We start from the raw sequence: 16,786 nt of genomic DNA, 5'->3' as shown, positions 1-16,786 counted from the left end.
AACGATGACTACTAAACAAGCGCCAAGCACACTCCAAAAGATGGGTTTAGACAGCCCTATGGCCCTTGCTTTGCATCTTCCCTCACGTTATGAAGACGAGACCGAGTTATTGACGATTGAAGACGCCTTAAATCAAGGCAGATTTAGTTCGGCGCAGACCCAAGGGGTGGTAATTCGTAATCAGGTCTTATTTAGACCCAGAAGGCAGATGCTAGTCACCATTGAAGACGATACTGCGACTTTGCAACTGCGCTTCCTGAATTTCTATCCGAGTCAGCAAAAGCAAATGGCAGTGGGTGCGCATGTCCGAGTCCGCGGAGAGGTGCGCGAAGGGTTTCAGGGATCGGAAATGGTCCATCCTACTGTTAGGGCTCTAGCCGCAGATGCTCCTTTGCCAACTAGTCTTACCCCAGTCTATCCGGCAAGCGCTGGTGTTTCGCAAACGGTCATTCGCAAAGCAGTTGCACAGGCATTACGTGATCCTCGCTTGCAAGATAGCTTGGCTGAGTTCTTGCCTAAGAAGTTAATGACAGAGTTGCTCCCCAGTAATGACTGGCCAAATCTGCAATCTGCCATTACTTATTTGCACCAACCACCTGCGGATGCTGATACGCAAGCATTGTTTGAGCGTACCGACCCTGCATGGCGACGAGTACAGTTCGAAGAATTGCTTGCACAACAAATTTCTTTAAAGCGTGCCCATGCCATTCGTAGAGATAGACATGCTCCGAGTTTTGCAAAGCTTTCCCAAGAACAAAGTCTTGAGAGGGGTTTATGCAAAGCGCTACCTTTTAAATTCACTGCAGCACAAGATCGCGTCTGGTCGGAAATTGGCAATGATCTAGAAAAATCGTTTCCCATGAATCGTCTTTTGCAGGGTGACGTAGGCAGCGGTAAGACTGTTGTTGCTGCCTTAGCGGCGGCGAGGGTTATGGATCATGGTTATCAGGCTGCGATCATGGCGCCTACAGAGATCTTGGCTGAGCAGCACTATCTAAAGATGAAGGAATGGTTTGGGCCGTTAGGTGTTCGAATTGCCTGGCTCTCTGGCAGCTTGAAGGCCAAAGAAAAAAGACTGGCCCAAGAAATGATTGAGAGCGGGCAGGCTCAGCTCATTATCGGTACCCATGCACTTATTCAGGAGAGCGTCAGTTTTTCTAAATTGGGCTTGGCGGTCATAGATGAGCAACATCGTTTTGGAGTGAGGCAGCGTCTCGAAATTCAGCAAAGACTTGGATCCGAATTGTTCTACTGCCATCAATTAATGATGTCCGCCACGCCAATTCCGCGTACTTTAGCAATGACCTATTACGCAGATCTTGATGTTTCTGTGATTGATGAGTTGCCTCCCGGTCGAAAACCGATTGCCACTAGGGTGGTGAAGGCCAGTCGCCGCGATGAGGTGATTGGAGGTTTACAGAGTTGGCTATTTAAAGGATTACAAGCTTATTGGGTTTGTCCTTTGATTGAAGAGTCTGAAGCGCTGCAATTGCAAACAGCGGTTGAGAGTTATGAGCAATTAACACAGGCCTTGCCTGATTTTAAGGTTGGCCTAGTACATGGCCGCTTAAAGGCCGAAGAAAAAGCGGCGGTGATGGCCGCCTTCAAGGCCAATGAAATCCAACTCTTAGTTGCTACAACTGTTATTGAAGTCGGGGTGGATGTGCCCAATGCTGCGCTGATGGTGATTGAGCATGCTGAACGCTTTGGTTATGCGCAAATTCATCAACTGCGTGGGCGCGTGGGCCGTGGCTCTGCCGATTCAGTTTGTATCTTGATGTACGCTGAGCCTTTATCAATGGCCGCTAAAGAGCGTTTGCAAACTTTACGTGAAGTATCTGACGGCTTTGTTATCGCAGAGCGGGATCTTTCTTTACGTGGTCCTGGTGAATTGCTTGGAGCGAAGCAGTCCGGAGATGCCATGTTGCGATTTGTTGATTTACAGCGTGATGCTTGGCTCATTGAGCTGGCTCAACAAGCGGCTGAGCGATTATTAGCAGAGCATGCTGATGTAGTGGAGCGTCATCTTGAGCGTTGGCTTGGGTCTCGTGCTGATTTTCTAAAGGCGTGATAATTACAGAATGTTTCTGAACGACCGCCTGATTTCATATGCTTATCTGATTCGCCTGGATAAGCCGATTGGCATCTTATTGCTTTTATGGCCAACCCTGTGGGCCTTATGGCTTGCTAGTGGTGGCGTGCCAGATTTAAAAATCTTATTGATATTCGTGGCAGGTACTTTCTTGATGCGCAGCGCGGGATGTGCGATTAACGATTACGCTGATCGCAACTTTGATCGTCATGTGCAGAGAACACAAGCGCGTCCAGTCACTAGTGGCAAGATTTCTGGCAAAGAGGCGGTATTGATTGCCGCTATTTTGGCTTTGATTGCCTTCTTGCTAATTCAAACCCTGAATGGGTATACCAAGAAACTCTCAGTACTTGCATTGGCGGTGGCGTTTATTTACCCCTTTACCAAGCGCTTTTTTGCCATGCCCCAAGCTGTTCTGGGGATTGCTTTTGGTTTTGGCATCCCAATGGCTTATGCTGCCATTCTCAACACCATCCCCTTAGAGGCCTGGATCTTATTTATAGGAAATATTTTTTGGGCCATAGCCTATGACACCGCCTATGCCATGGTCGATCGAGAGGATGATTTACGATTGGGCTTACGTACCTCGGCAATCACCTTTGGGCAATTTGAGGTGCTGGCAATAGCGATTAGCTATGCCATCTTATTTATTAGTCAAATTTGGGTCGCCCAGTTGACTGACTTGAGTAATTACTTTTTAGTTGGATGGTTTGCGGCTCTCGCTTGTGCCGTCTACCACTTAAAACTCATCTCTACGCGCAAACGTGAAGAATGCTTTCGGGCATTTCGCCACAATAATTATTTGGGCGGATTTTTATTTCTAGGAGTTGTGCTCGGTCTTAGCCTTCGCTAAGAGTTGCTTGGGTAATTAACTCTTCCCCAGTTCATCGCCCATTACTTTGCCACGTTGGCTTGCCGCATCAATCGCTTTTTCTAAGATCTCGTGCCATCCCTGCTGTTGCATCACATCAAGAGCGGCTGCTGTGGTGCCGCCTTTAGAGGTGACGCGCTCACGTAGGACGCCAGCATGTTCGTCAGAGTTGTGGGCGAGTTGCGTTGCGCCTTCAAGTGTTGCGTAGGCTAGCTTGCGAGCGCTTATGGCATCTAAACCTAATTTTTCACCAGCTGATTGCATCGCCTCCAGAAACGCAAAGACATAGGCGGGGCCGCTACCAGATACAGCGGTAACAGCATCCATTAGCTTTTCTTCAGAAACCCAAATGCTTTGGCCAACCGCATTGCAGATAGTCTGCGCTAAATTACGATCAGATTCATTTACCGCTGAATCGGCAAATAGGCCAGTAATGCCTTTGCCAATCAACGCTGGAGTATTGGGCATAGCACGAACACAGCGGGTATGGTCTAGCCAGCGACTCATATCTTTTAAGCGAATACCAGCGGCAATACTCAAGATCAGCGGGCCATAGGCTGAATTATGTTTGAGTTTTGTTGCTATGCCCTTAGCAACAACATTAAAGTCTTGTGGCTTGATGGCCATCACCACGACATTATTTTTTGAGAAGTTAAAAGCTATTTGTTCCAAGGCTGCAATACCTTGAACGCCAAAGTCTTCATGTAACTTTAGGGCGGTTGCCGCATTTGATTCGACTACAGAGATTTGATTAGAGCTAAATCCGTTGGCGAGTAAGCCACTAATTAAAGCGCGTCCCATATTGCCACCACCGATAAAGGTAATGTGAACATTGCTATTGTTTGGCTTATTCCGATTTTCGCTCATTGGCTAATCTTATCGCGCTTCCCAAAAATGGCTGTCCCAACACGAACAATCGTACTGCCTTGAGCAATGGCGGCCTCAAGATCATCTGACATTCCCATAGATAGGGTGTCAAAGAATTGATATTTGGGATCTATTAATCTGGTAGTTTGAATATGTTTAAAGCAATCTTGAACCTGCGAAAAGGCCTTGCGCTGTTCAGCTAAATCCGAGCTAGGAGCCGGAATGGCCATTAATCCCCTAAGAATGATATTGGGTAATTGAGTAATGGAATCACAAAGTGCCTCAGCCTCAGAAAGGGGTATGCCGCTTTTACTATCCTCGTCACTCACATTGACTTGAACGCATAGCTGCAATTCTGGAAGATTAGGAAATTCACCCCGTTGAGCAGAAAGTCGCTCCGCAATCTTCAGGCGATCAACGCTGTGAACCCAATCAAAATGTTCTGCGACTTCTCTAGTCTTATTACTTTGAAGTGGGCCTATAAAGTGCCATATAAGCCATGGACGTAATTTGGCTAACTGAGTAATTTTTTCAACAGCCTCTTGAACATAATTTTCGCCAAAAGCAGACTGTCCGGCATGCATAGCTTCTTCAATTGCCGAGGCCGGAAAGGTTTTACTGACTGCTAAGAGCTCAATTTCTTCGGGCTCTCGTTTTGCTGCTAGGGCGGCAAGTTCAATCCGCTGACGTACCTGCATTAAATTAACAACGATTGAATTCATTGGGCCTTAAAGGATTTGCTGATTAATTGGTCTACGAGTTCAATCCAATGTAGCACTGGCTTATCTTCTTGCTGAAGATGCGTAATACAGCCAATATTGCCGGACACAATGACTTCTGCCCCTGATGCTTCACAAGCTGCATGTAAATGATCCAACTTATTCTTGCGAAGCTGCTCCGATAGCTCAGGCTGGGTTATTGAATAAGTACCCGCAGATCCACAGCACAAATGACTATCAGCGCACAGGCGGACGCCAATACCAAGGCTTGATAACAAGCCTTCCACCTTGCCACGGATTTGTTGACCATGTTGCAACGTGCAGGGTGGGTGATAAACCACGCCCGGCTTTTGATCTATGCCAACGAGTTGAATTAATTCATTCTGAAAGCTTGGCAATATCTCGGAGATATCTTTAGTCAAGTGAGAAATCTTTTTAGCCTTAGTTGCATAGGCGGGGTCATTGGCAAATAGATGACCATAATCCTTGACCATAACACCACAGCCGGAGGCGGTCATGACGATCGCCTCAACACCGCTTTCAACTAAAGGCCACCAAGCATCCATGTTTTGCTTGGCGTTCTCTAGACCACCTGCTTGATCATTTAAGTGGTAGCGCAAGGCACCACAACAGGTAGCATTTGGAGCGCTAATCAATTGGATCTTTAGCGCATCTAAAACGCGTGCAGTTGCTGAATTGATATTTGGCAACATCCCCGGTTGAACACAGCCCTCCAGAATGAGCATTTTGCGAGCGTGTCCAGTTGTCGGTCTGGCATAAGGATCAGTTGAGTTGCTCAAAGCCTTATTTCTGGCTTCTGGAATTTTGCGTTTAATGCCGCTTGGCATGAGTGGGCGTACTAGACGACCTAGGGCCATTGCCGAATTAAATAATGCTGGTTTAGTCAGACCTTCTTTTAGCGCCCAACGAGTAAGACGCTCACCAAGTGGGCGCAATGGACTATTGTCTTCTGCCCATTTACGACCAATATCGACTAAGTTGCCGTATTGCACACCACTAGGGCAGGTGCTTTCGCAATTGCGACAAGTAAGACAGCGATCTAAGTGGGTACGGGTTTTTTCTGTGGGTGCTAAACCTTCGGCCATTTGCTTGATGAGGTAGATGCGACCACGTGGGCCATCGAGCTCATCACCCAGTATCTGGTAAGTTGGGCAAGTAGCAGTGCAAAAACCGCAGTGAACACATTTACCCAGAATACTAGCCGCTTCTATTCCCTCTGGAGTATTGGCAAATTGGGGAGCAAGTTGAGTGTACATAGAGTTACTTATGGAAGACGTTTGGTTGCAAATACGCCGGCAGGATCAAATGCAGATCTTAGGCGCTCTTGTACAAGTTCGAGGGCTTGAGAGTGGGCTTGCTCACTAAGCAACGTAAAGCGCTGAAACGCAGGATTAACATCAGCGCCCTGTTTAAAGCGCATTGCATGTCCGCCATGGCTTGATGCGAGTTGTTTCATTAATCTGAATGTAGCTTCATCACCAGGCGCTTTAATCCAGCGCTGTTGGCCATGCCATTCCAAGACAACTTCATTATTTACACCTGGAATAGAAAGAGGTCCACAGGCTGCAGGTAAAGCTAAGCGATAAAGCGTTTGATCGGCAGCGAGATTTTCAAATTCCGACAGCCGATGTTCGCGCAAGCTATTCCAGAATATTTCTGCAGATTGAGGATCTATTTCACTTGCATTTACCAAGGAGCTCATCAAAGGAATAGCCGCCTTGATGGCTGCTGCTGCGCCTGCTAAACGAATGGTTAATTGACCTTCGTCAGTAGCATTGCCAATCCAGCAACTTGCAGAGAGCGGCAGTGGTTGACCGGCCCACTCATTTAAAGTGCGCAATGCTTTTTCTTGAGAGATGTGGCAACGTAGTGTTGCAGTCGCAGCTGGTTTGGGTAGCACCTTTACAGACGCCTCTAGTAACAGTGACAGGGTGCCCATAGAGCCCGGCATCAAGCGTGATACGTCATAGCCTGCTACGTTTTTCATCACCTGTCCGCCAAAAGTTAAATCCTGACCTTTGCCATCAAGAATGCGCGCACCCAAAACAAAATCTCGCAAGTTGCCAGCGCTAATACGACCCGGACCAGACAAGCCAGCTGCAATGGCGCCACCAAAAGTGGCATGTTCACCAAAGTGTGGCGGATCAAACGCGAGCATCTGATTTTTTTCGTGAAGAGCCGCCTCAATTTCTTTTAATGGCGTACCTGCACAGGCCGTGATGACTAATTCTTCTGGTTGATATTCCAGAATGCCTGAGTAAGAGCGGGTATCTAGCTTGGTATGCGTATTGGTATTTCCATACCAAGATTTTGTACTGCCACCCTCAATGGAGAGTTGTGTTTTATTTTTTGCTGCATTCAGGATTTGCTCGCGAAATGCCTCAATGATGGGATTGGTAGCATTCATTAAAAACGTTCCAATTCTGGGTGCGGCAATTTGCCGCCACTAATGCGCATGCGGCCATATTCAGCACAGCGACTTAATGTTGGAATAGCTTTATCGGGATTGAGGAGTTTTTCTGGGTCAAATGCGGCTTTAACGCCCCAGAAAGATTCGCGTTCACCCTCGCCAAACTGCACACACATAGTGTTAATCTTTTCGATACCAACCCCATGTTCGCCAGTAATTGTGCCTCCAAGCTCAACGCAGGCTTCTAAAATCTCAGTGCCAAATTCTTCAGCACGATGCCATTCTTCTTCATCGGCACCATTAAACAAAATTAAAGGATGCATATTGCCATCACCAGCATGGAATACATTCAAGCAGCCTAAGCCATACTTTTTTTCCATGCCCTGAATACGCTTCAGCAAGGTTGCAATATGACGGCGCGGAATGGTGCCATCCATGCAGTAGTAGTCAGGCGCTATGCGTCCTGCGGCCGGGAAGGCATTTTTGCGACCACTCCAAAACTTCAGTCGTTCAGTTTCGTCTCTAGAAATACGAATACCGCTAGCGCCAGATTGTTCAAGCACTTTAGTCATGCGCTCGATTTCTTCGGCAACTTCTTCGGGTGTGCCATCCGATTCGCAAAGCAAAATAGCTGCCGCCTCTAGGTCATAGCCTGCATTTACAAATTCCTCTACAGCTCTTGTAGTGGCTTGATCCATCATCTCTAAGCCTGCAGGAATAATGCCGGCAGCGATGATTGCGGCAACTGCATTCCCACCTTTTTCAATATCGTCAAAACTAGCCATAATGACGCGCGCTAGTTTTGGCTTGGCAACCAACTTCACTGTAACTTCAGTGACGACCGCAAGCATGCCTTCGCTGCCTAGAACAATGGCGAGCAAATCTAAACCAGGAGAATCTGGTGCCAGGCTGCCGAATTCAACAATTTCACCATTCATTAAGATCCCGCGTACGCGTAGAACATTGTGCAGGGTGAGGCCGTATTTGAGGCAGTGCACGCCGCCCGAGTTTTCATTGACGTTACCGCCAATAGAACAAGCAATTTGTGATGAGGGGTCGGGAGCGTAGTAAAGACCTAGGTGGGCAACGGCTTCAGAGATAGCTAAGTTGCGAACTCCAGGCTGAACCACTGCAGTGCGAGTAAATGGGTCAATACTCAGAATTTTCTTGAGCTTTGCAAGCGATAGCACCAAACCTTGTGAGATTGGCATGGCCCCACCTGCTAGCCCCGTTCCAGATCCTCTTGGAACCACTGGGATTTGCATTGCAAAGCAAATTTTAAGGATTTGGGCAACTTGCTCTTCTGTTTCTGGGAGGGCTACCGCCAAAGGCATACGCTTATAGGCAGCTAAACCATCACATTCATAGGGAATCGTGTCTTCAGGCTCCCAAAGCAGGGCGTGCTCAGGAAGGATTGGACGCAAGGCCGAAACCAGTTTTGACTGAAGCGCGCTAATAGCGGCCAGATCGGGGGGCGGGGTCACCATATTCATATGAATCATTTTAGCCATTTACCTATAATTAAGCTCATGGGAAATCGACTATCAAAAATCGCCACTAGAACTGGTGATGCTGGAATGACTGGCTTGGGTGATGGAAGTCGCGTTGAGAAGGATCATTTGCGGATTTGCGCCATGGGCGACGTCGATGAATTGAACTCAGAAATCGGTGTTTTGATGACTGAGGAGATCCCAGAGGGCATTGCCCTTGAGCTAAAAGAGCTTTTTTTGCAGGTGCAGCATGATTTATTCGACTTGGGTGGCGAGCTTTGTATTCCTAATTACAAGCTACTAAATCCAGACCATGTTGCTCAATTGGATATTTGGCTAGAAAAGTACAACAAACAGCTCCCCCCGTTAACTGAATTTATTTTGCCCGGTGGCACTCGTGCTGCTGCACAAGCGCACGTATGTCGCACGGTTTGCAGAAGAGCAGAGCGCTCAATTGTCCGCTTAGGATGGGCCGAGCCTTTATATGACTCACCTCGTCAGTACGTCAATCGTTTATCTGATTTATTGTTTGTACTGTCACGCATTCTCAATCGTGCGGCTGGTGGTACAGATGTACTTTGGAAGCACGAAAAAAAAGAGACCAAATAAATTAGCCTCTTTTAGTATTGTCATGATTGCTGCTCGTATTATTTTTTCTTACTTCGGCGTTTCTTTACAGCACTCGCTAAACGCTCAAGCACTTTCAATGAATCATCCCAGTCAATACAGGCATCAGTAATGCTCTTGCCATATTCCAGTTTGCTTGGATCATCTTTTCCAGGTGTAAATTTCTGCGCGCCGTCATTCAGATGACTTTCCACCATCACACCAAAAATCTGATGTGAACCAGACTCAATTTGCTGGGCAATATCGTCAGCAACAATAATTTGGCGCTCATGCTTCTTGCTAGAGTTGGCGTGCGATAAGTCAACCATCAAGCTAGCTGGAAGCTTTGCTGCTGCTAGCTCAGCGCAGGCTGCCTGCACATGCTGAGCTTCGTAGTTGGGCTCTTTGCCGCCACGCAAAATGACATGACAGTCTTTGTTGCCCTTGGTTTCTACAACCGCTACTTGGCCGTTCTTGTGGACGGACAGGAAGTGGTGTGGACGACTCGCCGCTTGAATAGCATCTGTAGCAATCTTGATATTGCCATCAGTGCCGTTCTTAAATCCGATAGGTGCAGACAAACCAGAGGCAAGCTCACGGTGAACTTGACTTTCAGTGGTACGCGCCCCAATTGCACCCCAAGAGATGAGGTCGGCAATATATTGCGGGGAAATAACATCAAGGAACTCGCTACCTGCTGGCATACCAAGGCGATTGATTTCCATTAGGACTTGACGTGCAAGACGCAGACCTTCTTCAATACGGTAGCTCTCATCCAAGTAAGGGTCGTTAATGAGGCCTTTCCATCCAACTGTAGTGCGAGGTTTCTCAAAATAGACGCGCATCACAATTTCTAATTCGCCAGCAAAGCGTTCACGCTCGACTAAAAGGCGTTGACAATATTCGAGCGCTGCACGTGGATCATGAATTGAGCAGGGCCCAATGATGACGAGCAAGCGGTCATCTTTGCCATGAATAATGTCGCGAATCTTTTTACGCGTTTTGCTAATCAAAGCTTCAGTTGGGGTTCCCGAAATTGGGAAAAAGCGAATCAAGTGCTCTGGCGGGGGCAGAACGGCAATCTTATCAATGCGTTGATCGTCGGTATCCGACGTTTTGTCAACGGCGGAGTACCAATTGGTGGAATTAGTGGTTTGTTGGCTCATACAACTATTTTAAGCCGTAATTCAGCAATCTTAGGCAGTTCCGCCGACCGTGAGGCTATCTATGCGTAAAGTAGGTTGCCCAACCCCGACAGGAACACTTTGCCCTTCCTTGCCGCAAACCCCGATACCGCCGTCTAATTTGAGGTCATTACCAATCATAGAGACCTGTTTTAAGGACTCTGGACCACTGCCAATAATAGTGGCGCCCTTTACGGGGTATTGGATTTTGCCGTTTTCTACCCAATAGGCTTCTGATGCCGAGAATACGAATTTGCCGCTAGTAATGTCGACTTGGCCCCCGCCAAAATTGACTGCATATAAGCCACGTTTGATGCTAGCAACAATTTCTTGGGGGTCATCTTTACCGGCCAACATATAAGTGTTGGTCATGCGCGGCATTGGTAGCGACGCAAAACTTTCCCGGCGACCATTGCCGGTCAGCGGCATTTTCATAAGGCGCGCATTCAGACTGTCCTGAATATAGCCCTTCAAAATCCCATCTTCAATTAAGGTGGTGCATTGAGTGGGCGTACCTTCGTCATCGATATTAAGAGAGCCCCTGCGTCCAGAAAGAGTGCCGTCATCAACAACAGTCACTCCTTTTGCAGCTACGCGTTGTCCAATGCGACCAGCAAATGCTGAGGATCCTTTGCGATTAAAGTCGCCTTCGAGGCCATGTCCTACGGCCTCGTGTAATAGAACGCCAGGCCAACCCGGACCCATGACAACCGTCATTGGGCCGGCAGGCGCAGGGCGTGATTCGAGATTTACCAAAGCGCCATCCACTGCTTCATCTACATATTGATTGATAAGGGCAGTATCAAAATAATGGTAATCATGTCGTGCGCCACCACCTGAAGATCCAGATTCACGTCGACCATTTTGTTCTGCAATGACATGAACTGAAACGCGTACTAACGGTCGCACATCCGCAGCCAGCAAGCCATCGGCACGCACAACCAAGACAACATCAAATTCACCTGCAAGACTTGCCATTACCTGAATGATGCGAGGATCACGTGCTTTGGCGCGAAGCTCAATACTTTCTAGGAGGGCAATCTTTTCTTTGGGCTGTAATGAGTCCAAGGGATTGACATCAGAGTAAAGCTTATTCGATAGTGGATTGAATAGTTTGCTAGCAACAGCCTGTTTGCCACCTTCTGGGCCAATCACGCGTGTAGCTTTAGCGGCCTTACTCAGTGCTTCTAAATTAATTTCGTCTGAGTATGCAAAGGCAGTTTTATCGCCGTAAATTGCTCGCACTCCAACGCCCTGATCAATGTTAAAGCTGCCTGATTTCACAATGCCTTCTTCAAGGCTCCAGCTTTCACTTCGGGTATGCTGGAAGTACAAGTCAGCATCATCTAGGCGATGTGCGAACATGCTGCCAAATGTCTTATGAAGATCTTGCTCTGAGAGTCCGGTAGGCTCAAGCAGAATAGATTTAGCTAATTTAAGAAGATCTCCCTGCTTTTTGGCTTTGGTCCAATTGATTGGAAATAGTGCTTCAGGTGCATTCATGTGATTCGGTAGATCTCTCTTTAAAGCTTGCGGTGCGCAAGCGCGGGTAACTTAGAGCGTACCTCGTTTAATTTATCTTTGCTCAAAACCCCTGAAATAAATCCTTCTCCTTCAGGGAGTGCGCTCAAGACCGTGCCCCAGGGATCAATTAGCATGGTGTTGCCCCAGGTACGTCTTTGATTTTGATGTGTGCCGCCTTGCGCTGAAGCTAAAACGTAGCATTGATTTTCAATGGCGCGAGCACGTAATAGAATTTCCCAATGATCTTTGCCAGTAGTGTATGTGAATGCTGCAGGGATGATGTGGCAATCCACTTGCCCGAGGGTGCGATAGAGTTCTGGGAAGCGCAAGTCATAGCAAATACTCAGACCAAGCTTCCACTCCACGCCGTCGATGGTAATTTTGACCATGCTAGGCTCTTCACCGGCCTCAATGGTTTCTGATTCCTGGTAACGCTCTGCGCTAGTCTGAAACCCGAACAAATGAATCTTGTCATAGCGTCCAACCCTTTGACCATCTGGGTTAAACACCAGCGTTGTGTTAAGTACTTTGTTTGGATTTTTTGCTTCGAGTGGAATTGTCCCTGCGACTAAATAAATACCATTTTCTTTAGCAATCGCCGCGAGCCTTTCTTGCATCGGCCCGCTTCCAAATACTTCTCTGGCAGATACCTTATCAGTGTCTTTTAGTCCCATGATGCAAAAGTACTCCGGCAGAACGGCAACTTGCGCACCATTAAGAGCTGCCGTTTTAATCAGCCTACTGGCCGTTTCTAGATTCTCTTGTAGCCCGGGAGTGGACACCATTTGAATCCCGGCAATTTTGAGTTCTAGGGGGTTTGCGTTACTCATAAAGTTTACGTTTGCGGTTTCGGTGTAGGGGTGCTGTTAGTGCCGGGCTTGGTTTGCTCTTTTAGCAAATCTTTGCTTCGTATCGTATCTAAGGTTTTAGCATCAATTGGCTGGCCTTTTTGATCCAGCGGAATAACCTCTGGCTTATCCCAAGACCCCTGCACCAAATAATCAGATTGTAGATTTCGGTTGATTTGGTTGGTGATGAGGTACTGTCCAACCAATGCACCTAATCCAACAATAGGATTGATTGCGAACGCCGCCAAGGAGCCGGCGGTAGCATCAATCGTCGGGAAAATGGTGACCCGCAGATCTTGAGTTTGTTTTGGGATGTTGATTTGTCCTGTCATAGCTACTCTAGCTTGATCTAGGCTCATGGTGAATTGCTTGGTCTGGGCAATTCCGTTGCTGATATCAAAATTTGCATTGATAGTATTAAAGGGAGTGCCTTTGCTAACGATATTGCCGAGACTACCTTGAAGGTCTAGGGTGGCAAACCTAAATAAACTTTGAAGGCTAAGTACGTCCAGAATTTGAGCGCCACTGGTATTTACTTCTAGCAAGCGTCCTTTTTCAAGATTTAAATTGACCTTGCCAGTGAGAGTCTCATATTTGGGATTAAAAGGTGAGCCATCCCACTCTGCAATAGCAGTTATTTTTCCTTGGCCACCTTCAACCGATTTTTGTGAGCTCCAGTTGGCAATAATATTGCCGGCATCTTTAACATCTAAGTCAATGTTGATGTTGCTGTGTTCTTGTTGATTTGCACTAGCACCAATCCATTGGCCGGAGGTGGTGGAGCTTCCCTGTGGATTATTAAATTGAATAGACTCAATACTAAGTAGATTGTTACTGGTTTTTGTTTTGAGTTTGGTTTGCCCGAGATGCGCTTTTGCCCAATTAAAATCATCGATGGTTAAATCAAGACTCGGAATGGCATTGGGTGAAAGCTTGTTTTTGCCAGCACTATTCCGTTGGGCGGGCTTGAGGGAATCTGAATTGAGGTTCTTAGAATCTGTCGCAAGGGTGGACTCATCTGGCACCTTCAGTCTACTCAAATGACCGCTGATTAAGCCGCTGGTATAGGTTTTATCGGGAGCTTGATACTGAGCTTGACCGGTAATCAGTGGCGAATTAATGCGCAGCCTCCAGGCAATATTTTTATTGTTTGCAGATAAGTTTATGTCCTGCCAAATACGGTCAAACAAGGTGAGCTTCTTCACTTGTGCAGTCACATAGATACCATTTGGGTTAATATCATTTCCCTCGGTGGCATCACTCTTTTGCTTTTGTTTTTTTAAGAAATCTAACCAAGCATCTAAATTCAGGTCATTGCTGGCAAGGTTTAGCTGGAATCCAGGTTGAGTGAGATTGGCTGGTGCACCGATACCTAGGGCATAGCGCAATTCATCATCGGCATTTATGTCGCCTTGAACGGAATACACATCACCAATTTTGCCGGTCCAACTCAAGCGATTTGCCCCGGGTTGAGCGCTGAGCGCAGTTTTAAAGGTAACTTGACCGGTCATGGGTGCACCCATCAACTTCTTGGCAGGTGCGGGTGCGGCGCTTGCCCAGTCGCGTAAATCAAATTTAAGATTGGTTTCGCTACCCGTTTTATTGAAGCTGAGAGTGCCTTCATACTTTGCGGAGCCGCTCATGGCCTCTAAGATGGAGGTGGATTCTGTTTTGAGTGTATTAACAAGATAGTCTTTAATAAATCCCGCAGTAATGTCCCCCGCAATCGTAAAGTTTTGTTTGCCTATCGCTGATGGGGAGCTGCTAATTTTCAAAGAGCCGCCTAGGAAATTGGCGGTGACATCTTCAAATTCAGGGTTAATTTCAGTGATCCGAATCTTGCCCTTGAGATTTTCGAGCGGAGGTAAGTTAGCCCACTGCGCTTTATTGCCAGGCAAAGTAAGGTTGAGATCAACGTTGGTATCGTCATTACCAGACAGGGGAACCTTTAAGCCTAGATCTAAATTGAGCGGACCGTTAACTCGTAAATTCTTTTCTAGCTTATTTTGTTTTTTGCCAAACGGAGAAGCGAATAAATACTCCAGCATCTGAGGCGCATCACCCTGAGCATTGCCATGCGCTGTTAGAACTAATTGCTTTGCACTGACATTGGGAATTGCCGCATGAAATTTACTGAGCCCAACGCCTTTGTAATTGGCTTGAGAAACATCAACTGTCAAGCTAGAGTTTTGCATGGCAAGCACCCCATTGACATTACTAAAGGCAGACCAAACTCCTTGATTGCTTGGTAGTAATGGAACAGGGCTATATGTGGCTCCAATAATTGGCAGATTTAGGGTGAACTCTCCATCGCCGCTATTGGGAAAGGGAACTTGATTGGGGTCGCCCTTAATATGCAGCTTGCCTTTTTGTGTGGTGCCCGCAGAAAATGCTTTGCTTAAGTAAAGCCTTGCCTCCTTACCCATCCCAAGTGGTAAGTAGCGGTATGCGGAAGTTAGATTGGCTGTTGCAAAATCCATATCGAGTGTCATCAGATCGGGTTTTTTGGGATCGCCAATCAGATAGCTGATATCAAGCGTTGTATTGATCTCTGGATTGCTTAGTGCAAGTTTTTTAGCGTTGACAACCCAGTTACCTCTTTTTTTTGACCAGCTAACCTCTCCATTTGCGTGGTCTAATTTAATTTTGGGGTCGGCTAACAGGTCATTGATATCAAGCTCAAGATCGCTTGAGTTAATGAAGAAGCTTCCTTGATTTTGATCGCCAGCAATAAATCCGGAGAGGTTTGAAACGGACGGCATGGATTTATCAATACCAACAAAGCTCAGATTGATTAGTTTGGCGCTAACAGAAAAATCAAGCTTGTTTGATTTGAACCAGCCACCAGGGATATTTAGGGTTGATAAGGAGGACTTGCTCTCAGACCAGCGGATATCCAGATCTTGTAGTTCGCCATCTGCATGAGAGGCTTTAATCCATTTGTGAACTTTTTTGGATAGAGGAAGATTTAGTGCGAATAGCGCGACATCCTCAACCAGAATTTTTGGAGAGGAAAATCCAAACTCTTTGATTTCACCATCAGCTCCAGGCGGCCTCCAGCTAAAAGTCATAGGGCTTAAATTTTCTAATGGCTCAGTATGTGAGCCTCCCATCTCTCGCCAAGCAAATGTTTTGGTGGTAACAGAAATCAAGCCGCTATCATTTTCTTGGGTAAGGTTTGTTTCTAGCCTTCCCAGGGCAATCGCATCTTCATTTTTTGCCAGTTGAATAGTGAGGTTGTCGGCAACAATATAGGCATCACCACCATCGGCTTGTCCATTGTCAATTTTTAATTTTCCTTTAGAGCTCAGCATGCCCTCCAAGGTGTCGAGGGGGAGCGAAAATTCTTTTGAAATTTGATTGAGATTGAGGTCTGCTAGATCCCAGTAAATGGTTCCAATCCAGTCGCGCCAGTTTCCAGCCTGACCGCCAAGACGATGAACAAAATCTGCTTTGATTTCAATGGGGCCATTAGTCCATGGGGTTATCGTTTTAAGTGAGGCTTGATGTCTGCGAATACCGTTGCTCAGTTCTAGATTTTGAATCTCAATAGACGTAAGTGATTTTTTTTCTAATTCATCAGTCCAAAACAATTTGACATTGTTAACTTCAATCTTGTCTTGAGAGAGTAGCCAATCTTCAAACCCATAATCATTTGAGTTCCCGTGAATGGGAATTCCTGCGATGCTAGTGATGCCTTTGCTACTGCGCTGACCATATATTTCAGCACCCTCAAAGTACAACTCATGAAAGTATGGCGCCAGGTGATAAAAAGAAGTCCAGCTGAGTTCACCACGAATTTTTTGAATCTGCAACAAGGGTTTAGAGTGTTCGGGGCCATTGAAACGTAGGCCATCGATTTCGAAATCGGGTCTGATACCAGTCCAGGCAACTCTCAAGTTATCCATGGTGACGTCTGCGCCAACGCGAGCGCTAATGAGCTTTTCAATTGATGCTTTGGATTTCTCGATTTGGGGCCAAACAATGAAGCGAATGCCAAAGTGGCCAACTACCAAAAGGGTTAAAACAAGACTAAAGAGCATTAGGGCGCGTTTGCGCCAAGGTCCGCCAGAACTTTTAAGACGTTTAGCAAGCAGGCTCTTGAGGCGAGGCGGAATGATGTTTTGCAGCATGTCCTCTATTATCCGTCAGCC

At 46.7% G+C, this 16,786-nt stretch carries 12 protein-coding genes; 3 read left to right on the top strand and 9 right to left on the bottom strand.

All coding sequences use genetic code 11. The features are described from left to right. The first annotated feature begins 4 nt into the window (after positions 1–4). On the top strand, positions 5–2,071 hold the full coding sequence (gene recG, locus AOC07_RS07850; RefSeq protein WP_215357423.1) for an ATP-dependent DNA helicase RecG: 2,067 nt from the start codon (positions 5–7) through the stop codon (positions 2,069–2,071). Between the two features lie 10 nt (positions 2,072–2,081). After that, positions 2,082–2,945, top strand: a complete 864-nt coding sequence (gene ubiA, locus AOC07_RS07845; protein ID WP_215292947.1) for a 4-hydroxybenzoate octaprenyltransferase — start codon at positions 2,082–2,084, stop codon at positions 2,943–2,945. Positions 2,946–2,960: 15 nt separating this feature from the next. On the opposite strand, the gene proC is transcribed toward ubiA, so the two are convergent. Genes proC through AOC07_RS07820 form a run of 5 tightly spaced genes read right to left on the bottom strand, consistent with a single transcriptional unit; the run spans position 2,961 to position 8,482 of the window. Next, a complete protein-coding gene (proC, locus tag AOC07_RS07840; protein WP_215292945.1) occupies positions 2,961–3,830 on the bottom strand; it encodes a pyrroline-5-carboxylate reductase in 870 nt (289 codons plus the stop codon). After that, positions 3,827–4,552, bottom strand: a complete 726-nt coding sequence (locus tag AOC07_RS07835; RefSeq protein ID WP_215357421.1) for a YggS family pyridoxal phosphate-dependent enzyme — start codon at positions 4,550–4,552, stop codon at positions 3,827–3,829. The genes proC and AOC07_RS07835 overlap by 4 nt, the downstream gene beginning before the upstream one ends. Further along, a complete protein-coding gene (glcF, locus tag AOC07_RS07830) occupies positions 4,549–5,826 on the bottom strand; it encodes a glycolate oxidase subunit GlcF (RefSeq protein ID WP_215357419.1) in 1,278 nt (425 codons plus the stop codon). The genes AOC07_RS07835 and glcF overlap by 4 nt, the downstream gene beginning before the upstream one ends. A gap of 8 nt (positions 5,827–5,834) precedes the next feature. Further along, positions 5,835–6,977 (bottom strand): glycolate oxidase subunit GlcE, encoded by a 1,143-nt coding sequence (gene glcE, locus AOC07_RS07825; protein ID WP_215357417.1) that lies wholly within the window; start codon positions 6,975–6,977, stop codon positions 5,835–5,837. Next, positions 6,977–8,482 carry an FAD-linked oxidase C-terminal domain-containing protein gene (locus AOC07_RS07820; RefSeq protein WP_251371747.1) on the bottom strand — a complete coding sequence of 502 codons (1,506 nt, stop codon included), beginning with the start codon at positions 8,480–8,482 and terminating at the stop codon, positions 6,977–6,979. The genes glcE and AOC07_RS07820 overlap by 1 nt, the downstream gene beginning before the upstream one ends. A gap of 27 nt (positions 8,483–8,509) precedes the next feature. On the opposite strand from AOC07_RS07820, the gene AOC07_RS07815 reads away from it, so the two are divergent. Then, positions 8,510–9,079, top strand: a complete 570-nt coding sequence (locus AOC07_RS07815) for a cob(I)yrinic acid a,c-diamide adenosyltransferase (RefSeq protein ID WP_215292931.1) — start codon at positions 8,510–8,512, stop codon at positions 9,077–9,079. Between the two features lie 38 nt (positions 9,080–9,117). On the opposite strand, the gene AOC07_RS07810 is transcribed toward AOC07_RS07815, so the two are convergent. Genes AOC07_RS07810 through AOC07_RS07795 form a run of 4 tightly spaced genes read right to left on the bottom strand, consistent with a single transcriptional unit; the run spans position 9,118 to position 16,765 of the window. Beyond that, positions 9,118–10,242 carry a 3-deoxy-7-phosphoheptulonate synthase gene (locus tag AOC07_RS07810; RefSeq protein ID WP_215357415.1) on the bottom strand — a complete coding sequence of 375 codons (1,125 nt, stop codon included), beginning with the start codon at positions 10,240–10,242 and terminating at the stop codon, positions 9,118–9,120. Positions 10,243–10,272: 30 nt separating this feature from the next. Continuing rightward, complete coding sequence (gene tldD, locus AOC07_RS07805; protein ID WP_251371663.1) at positions 10,273–11,763, bottom strand: metalloprotease TldD; 1,491 nt, start codon at positions 11,761–11,763, stop codon at positions 10,273–10,275. 20 nt (positions 11,764–11,783) lie between these two features. After that, on the bottom strand, positions 11,784–12,614 hold the full coding sequence (locus AOC07_RS07800) for a carbon-nitrogen hydrolase family protein (protein ID WP_215357413.1): 831 nt from the start codon (positions 12,612–12,614) through the stop codon (positions 11,784–11,786). Positions 12,615–12,619: 5 nt separating this feature from the next. Beyond that, positions 12,620–16,765 (bottom strand): YhdP family protein, encoded by a 4,146-nt coding sequence (locus AOC07_RS07795; RefSeq protein WP_215357411.1) that lies wholly within the window; start codon positions 16,763–16,765, stop codon positions 12,620–12,622. Positions 16,766–16,786 lie beyond the last annotated feature (21 nt).

The organism is Polynucleobacter sp. UB-Raua-W9 (assembly GCF_018687435.1).
Lineage (GTDB): Bacteria > Pseudomonadota > Gammaproteobacteria > Burkholderiales > Burkholderiaceae > Polynucleobacter.
Note: the sequence above shows the minus strand (reverse complement) of the source record. Positions and strands in the feature narration are given on the sequence as shown.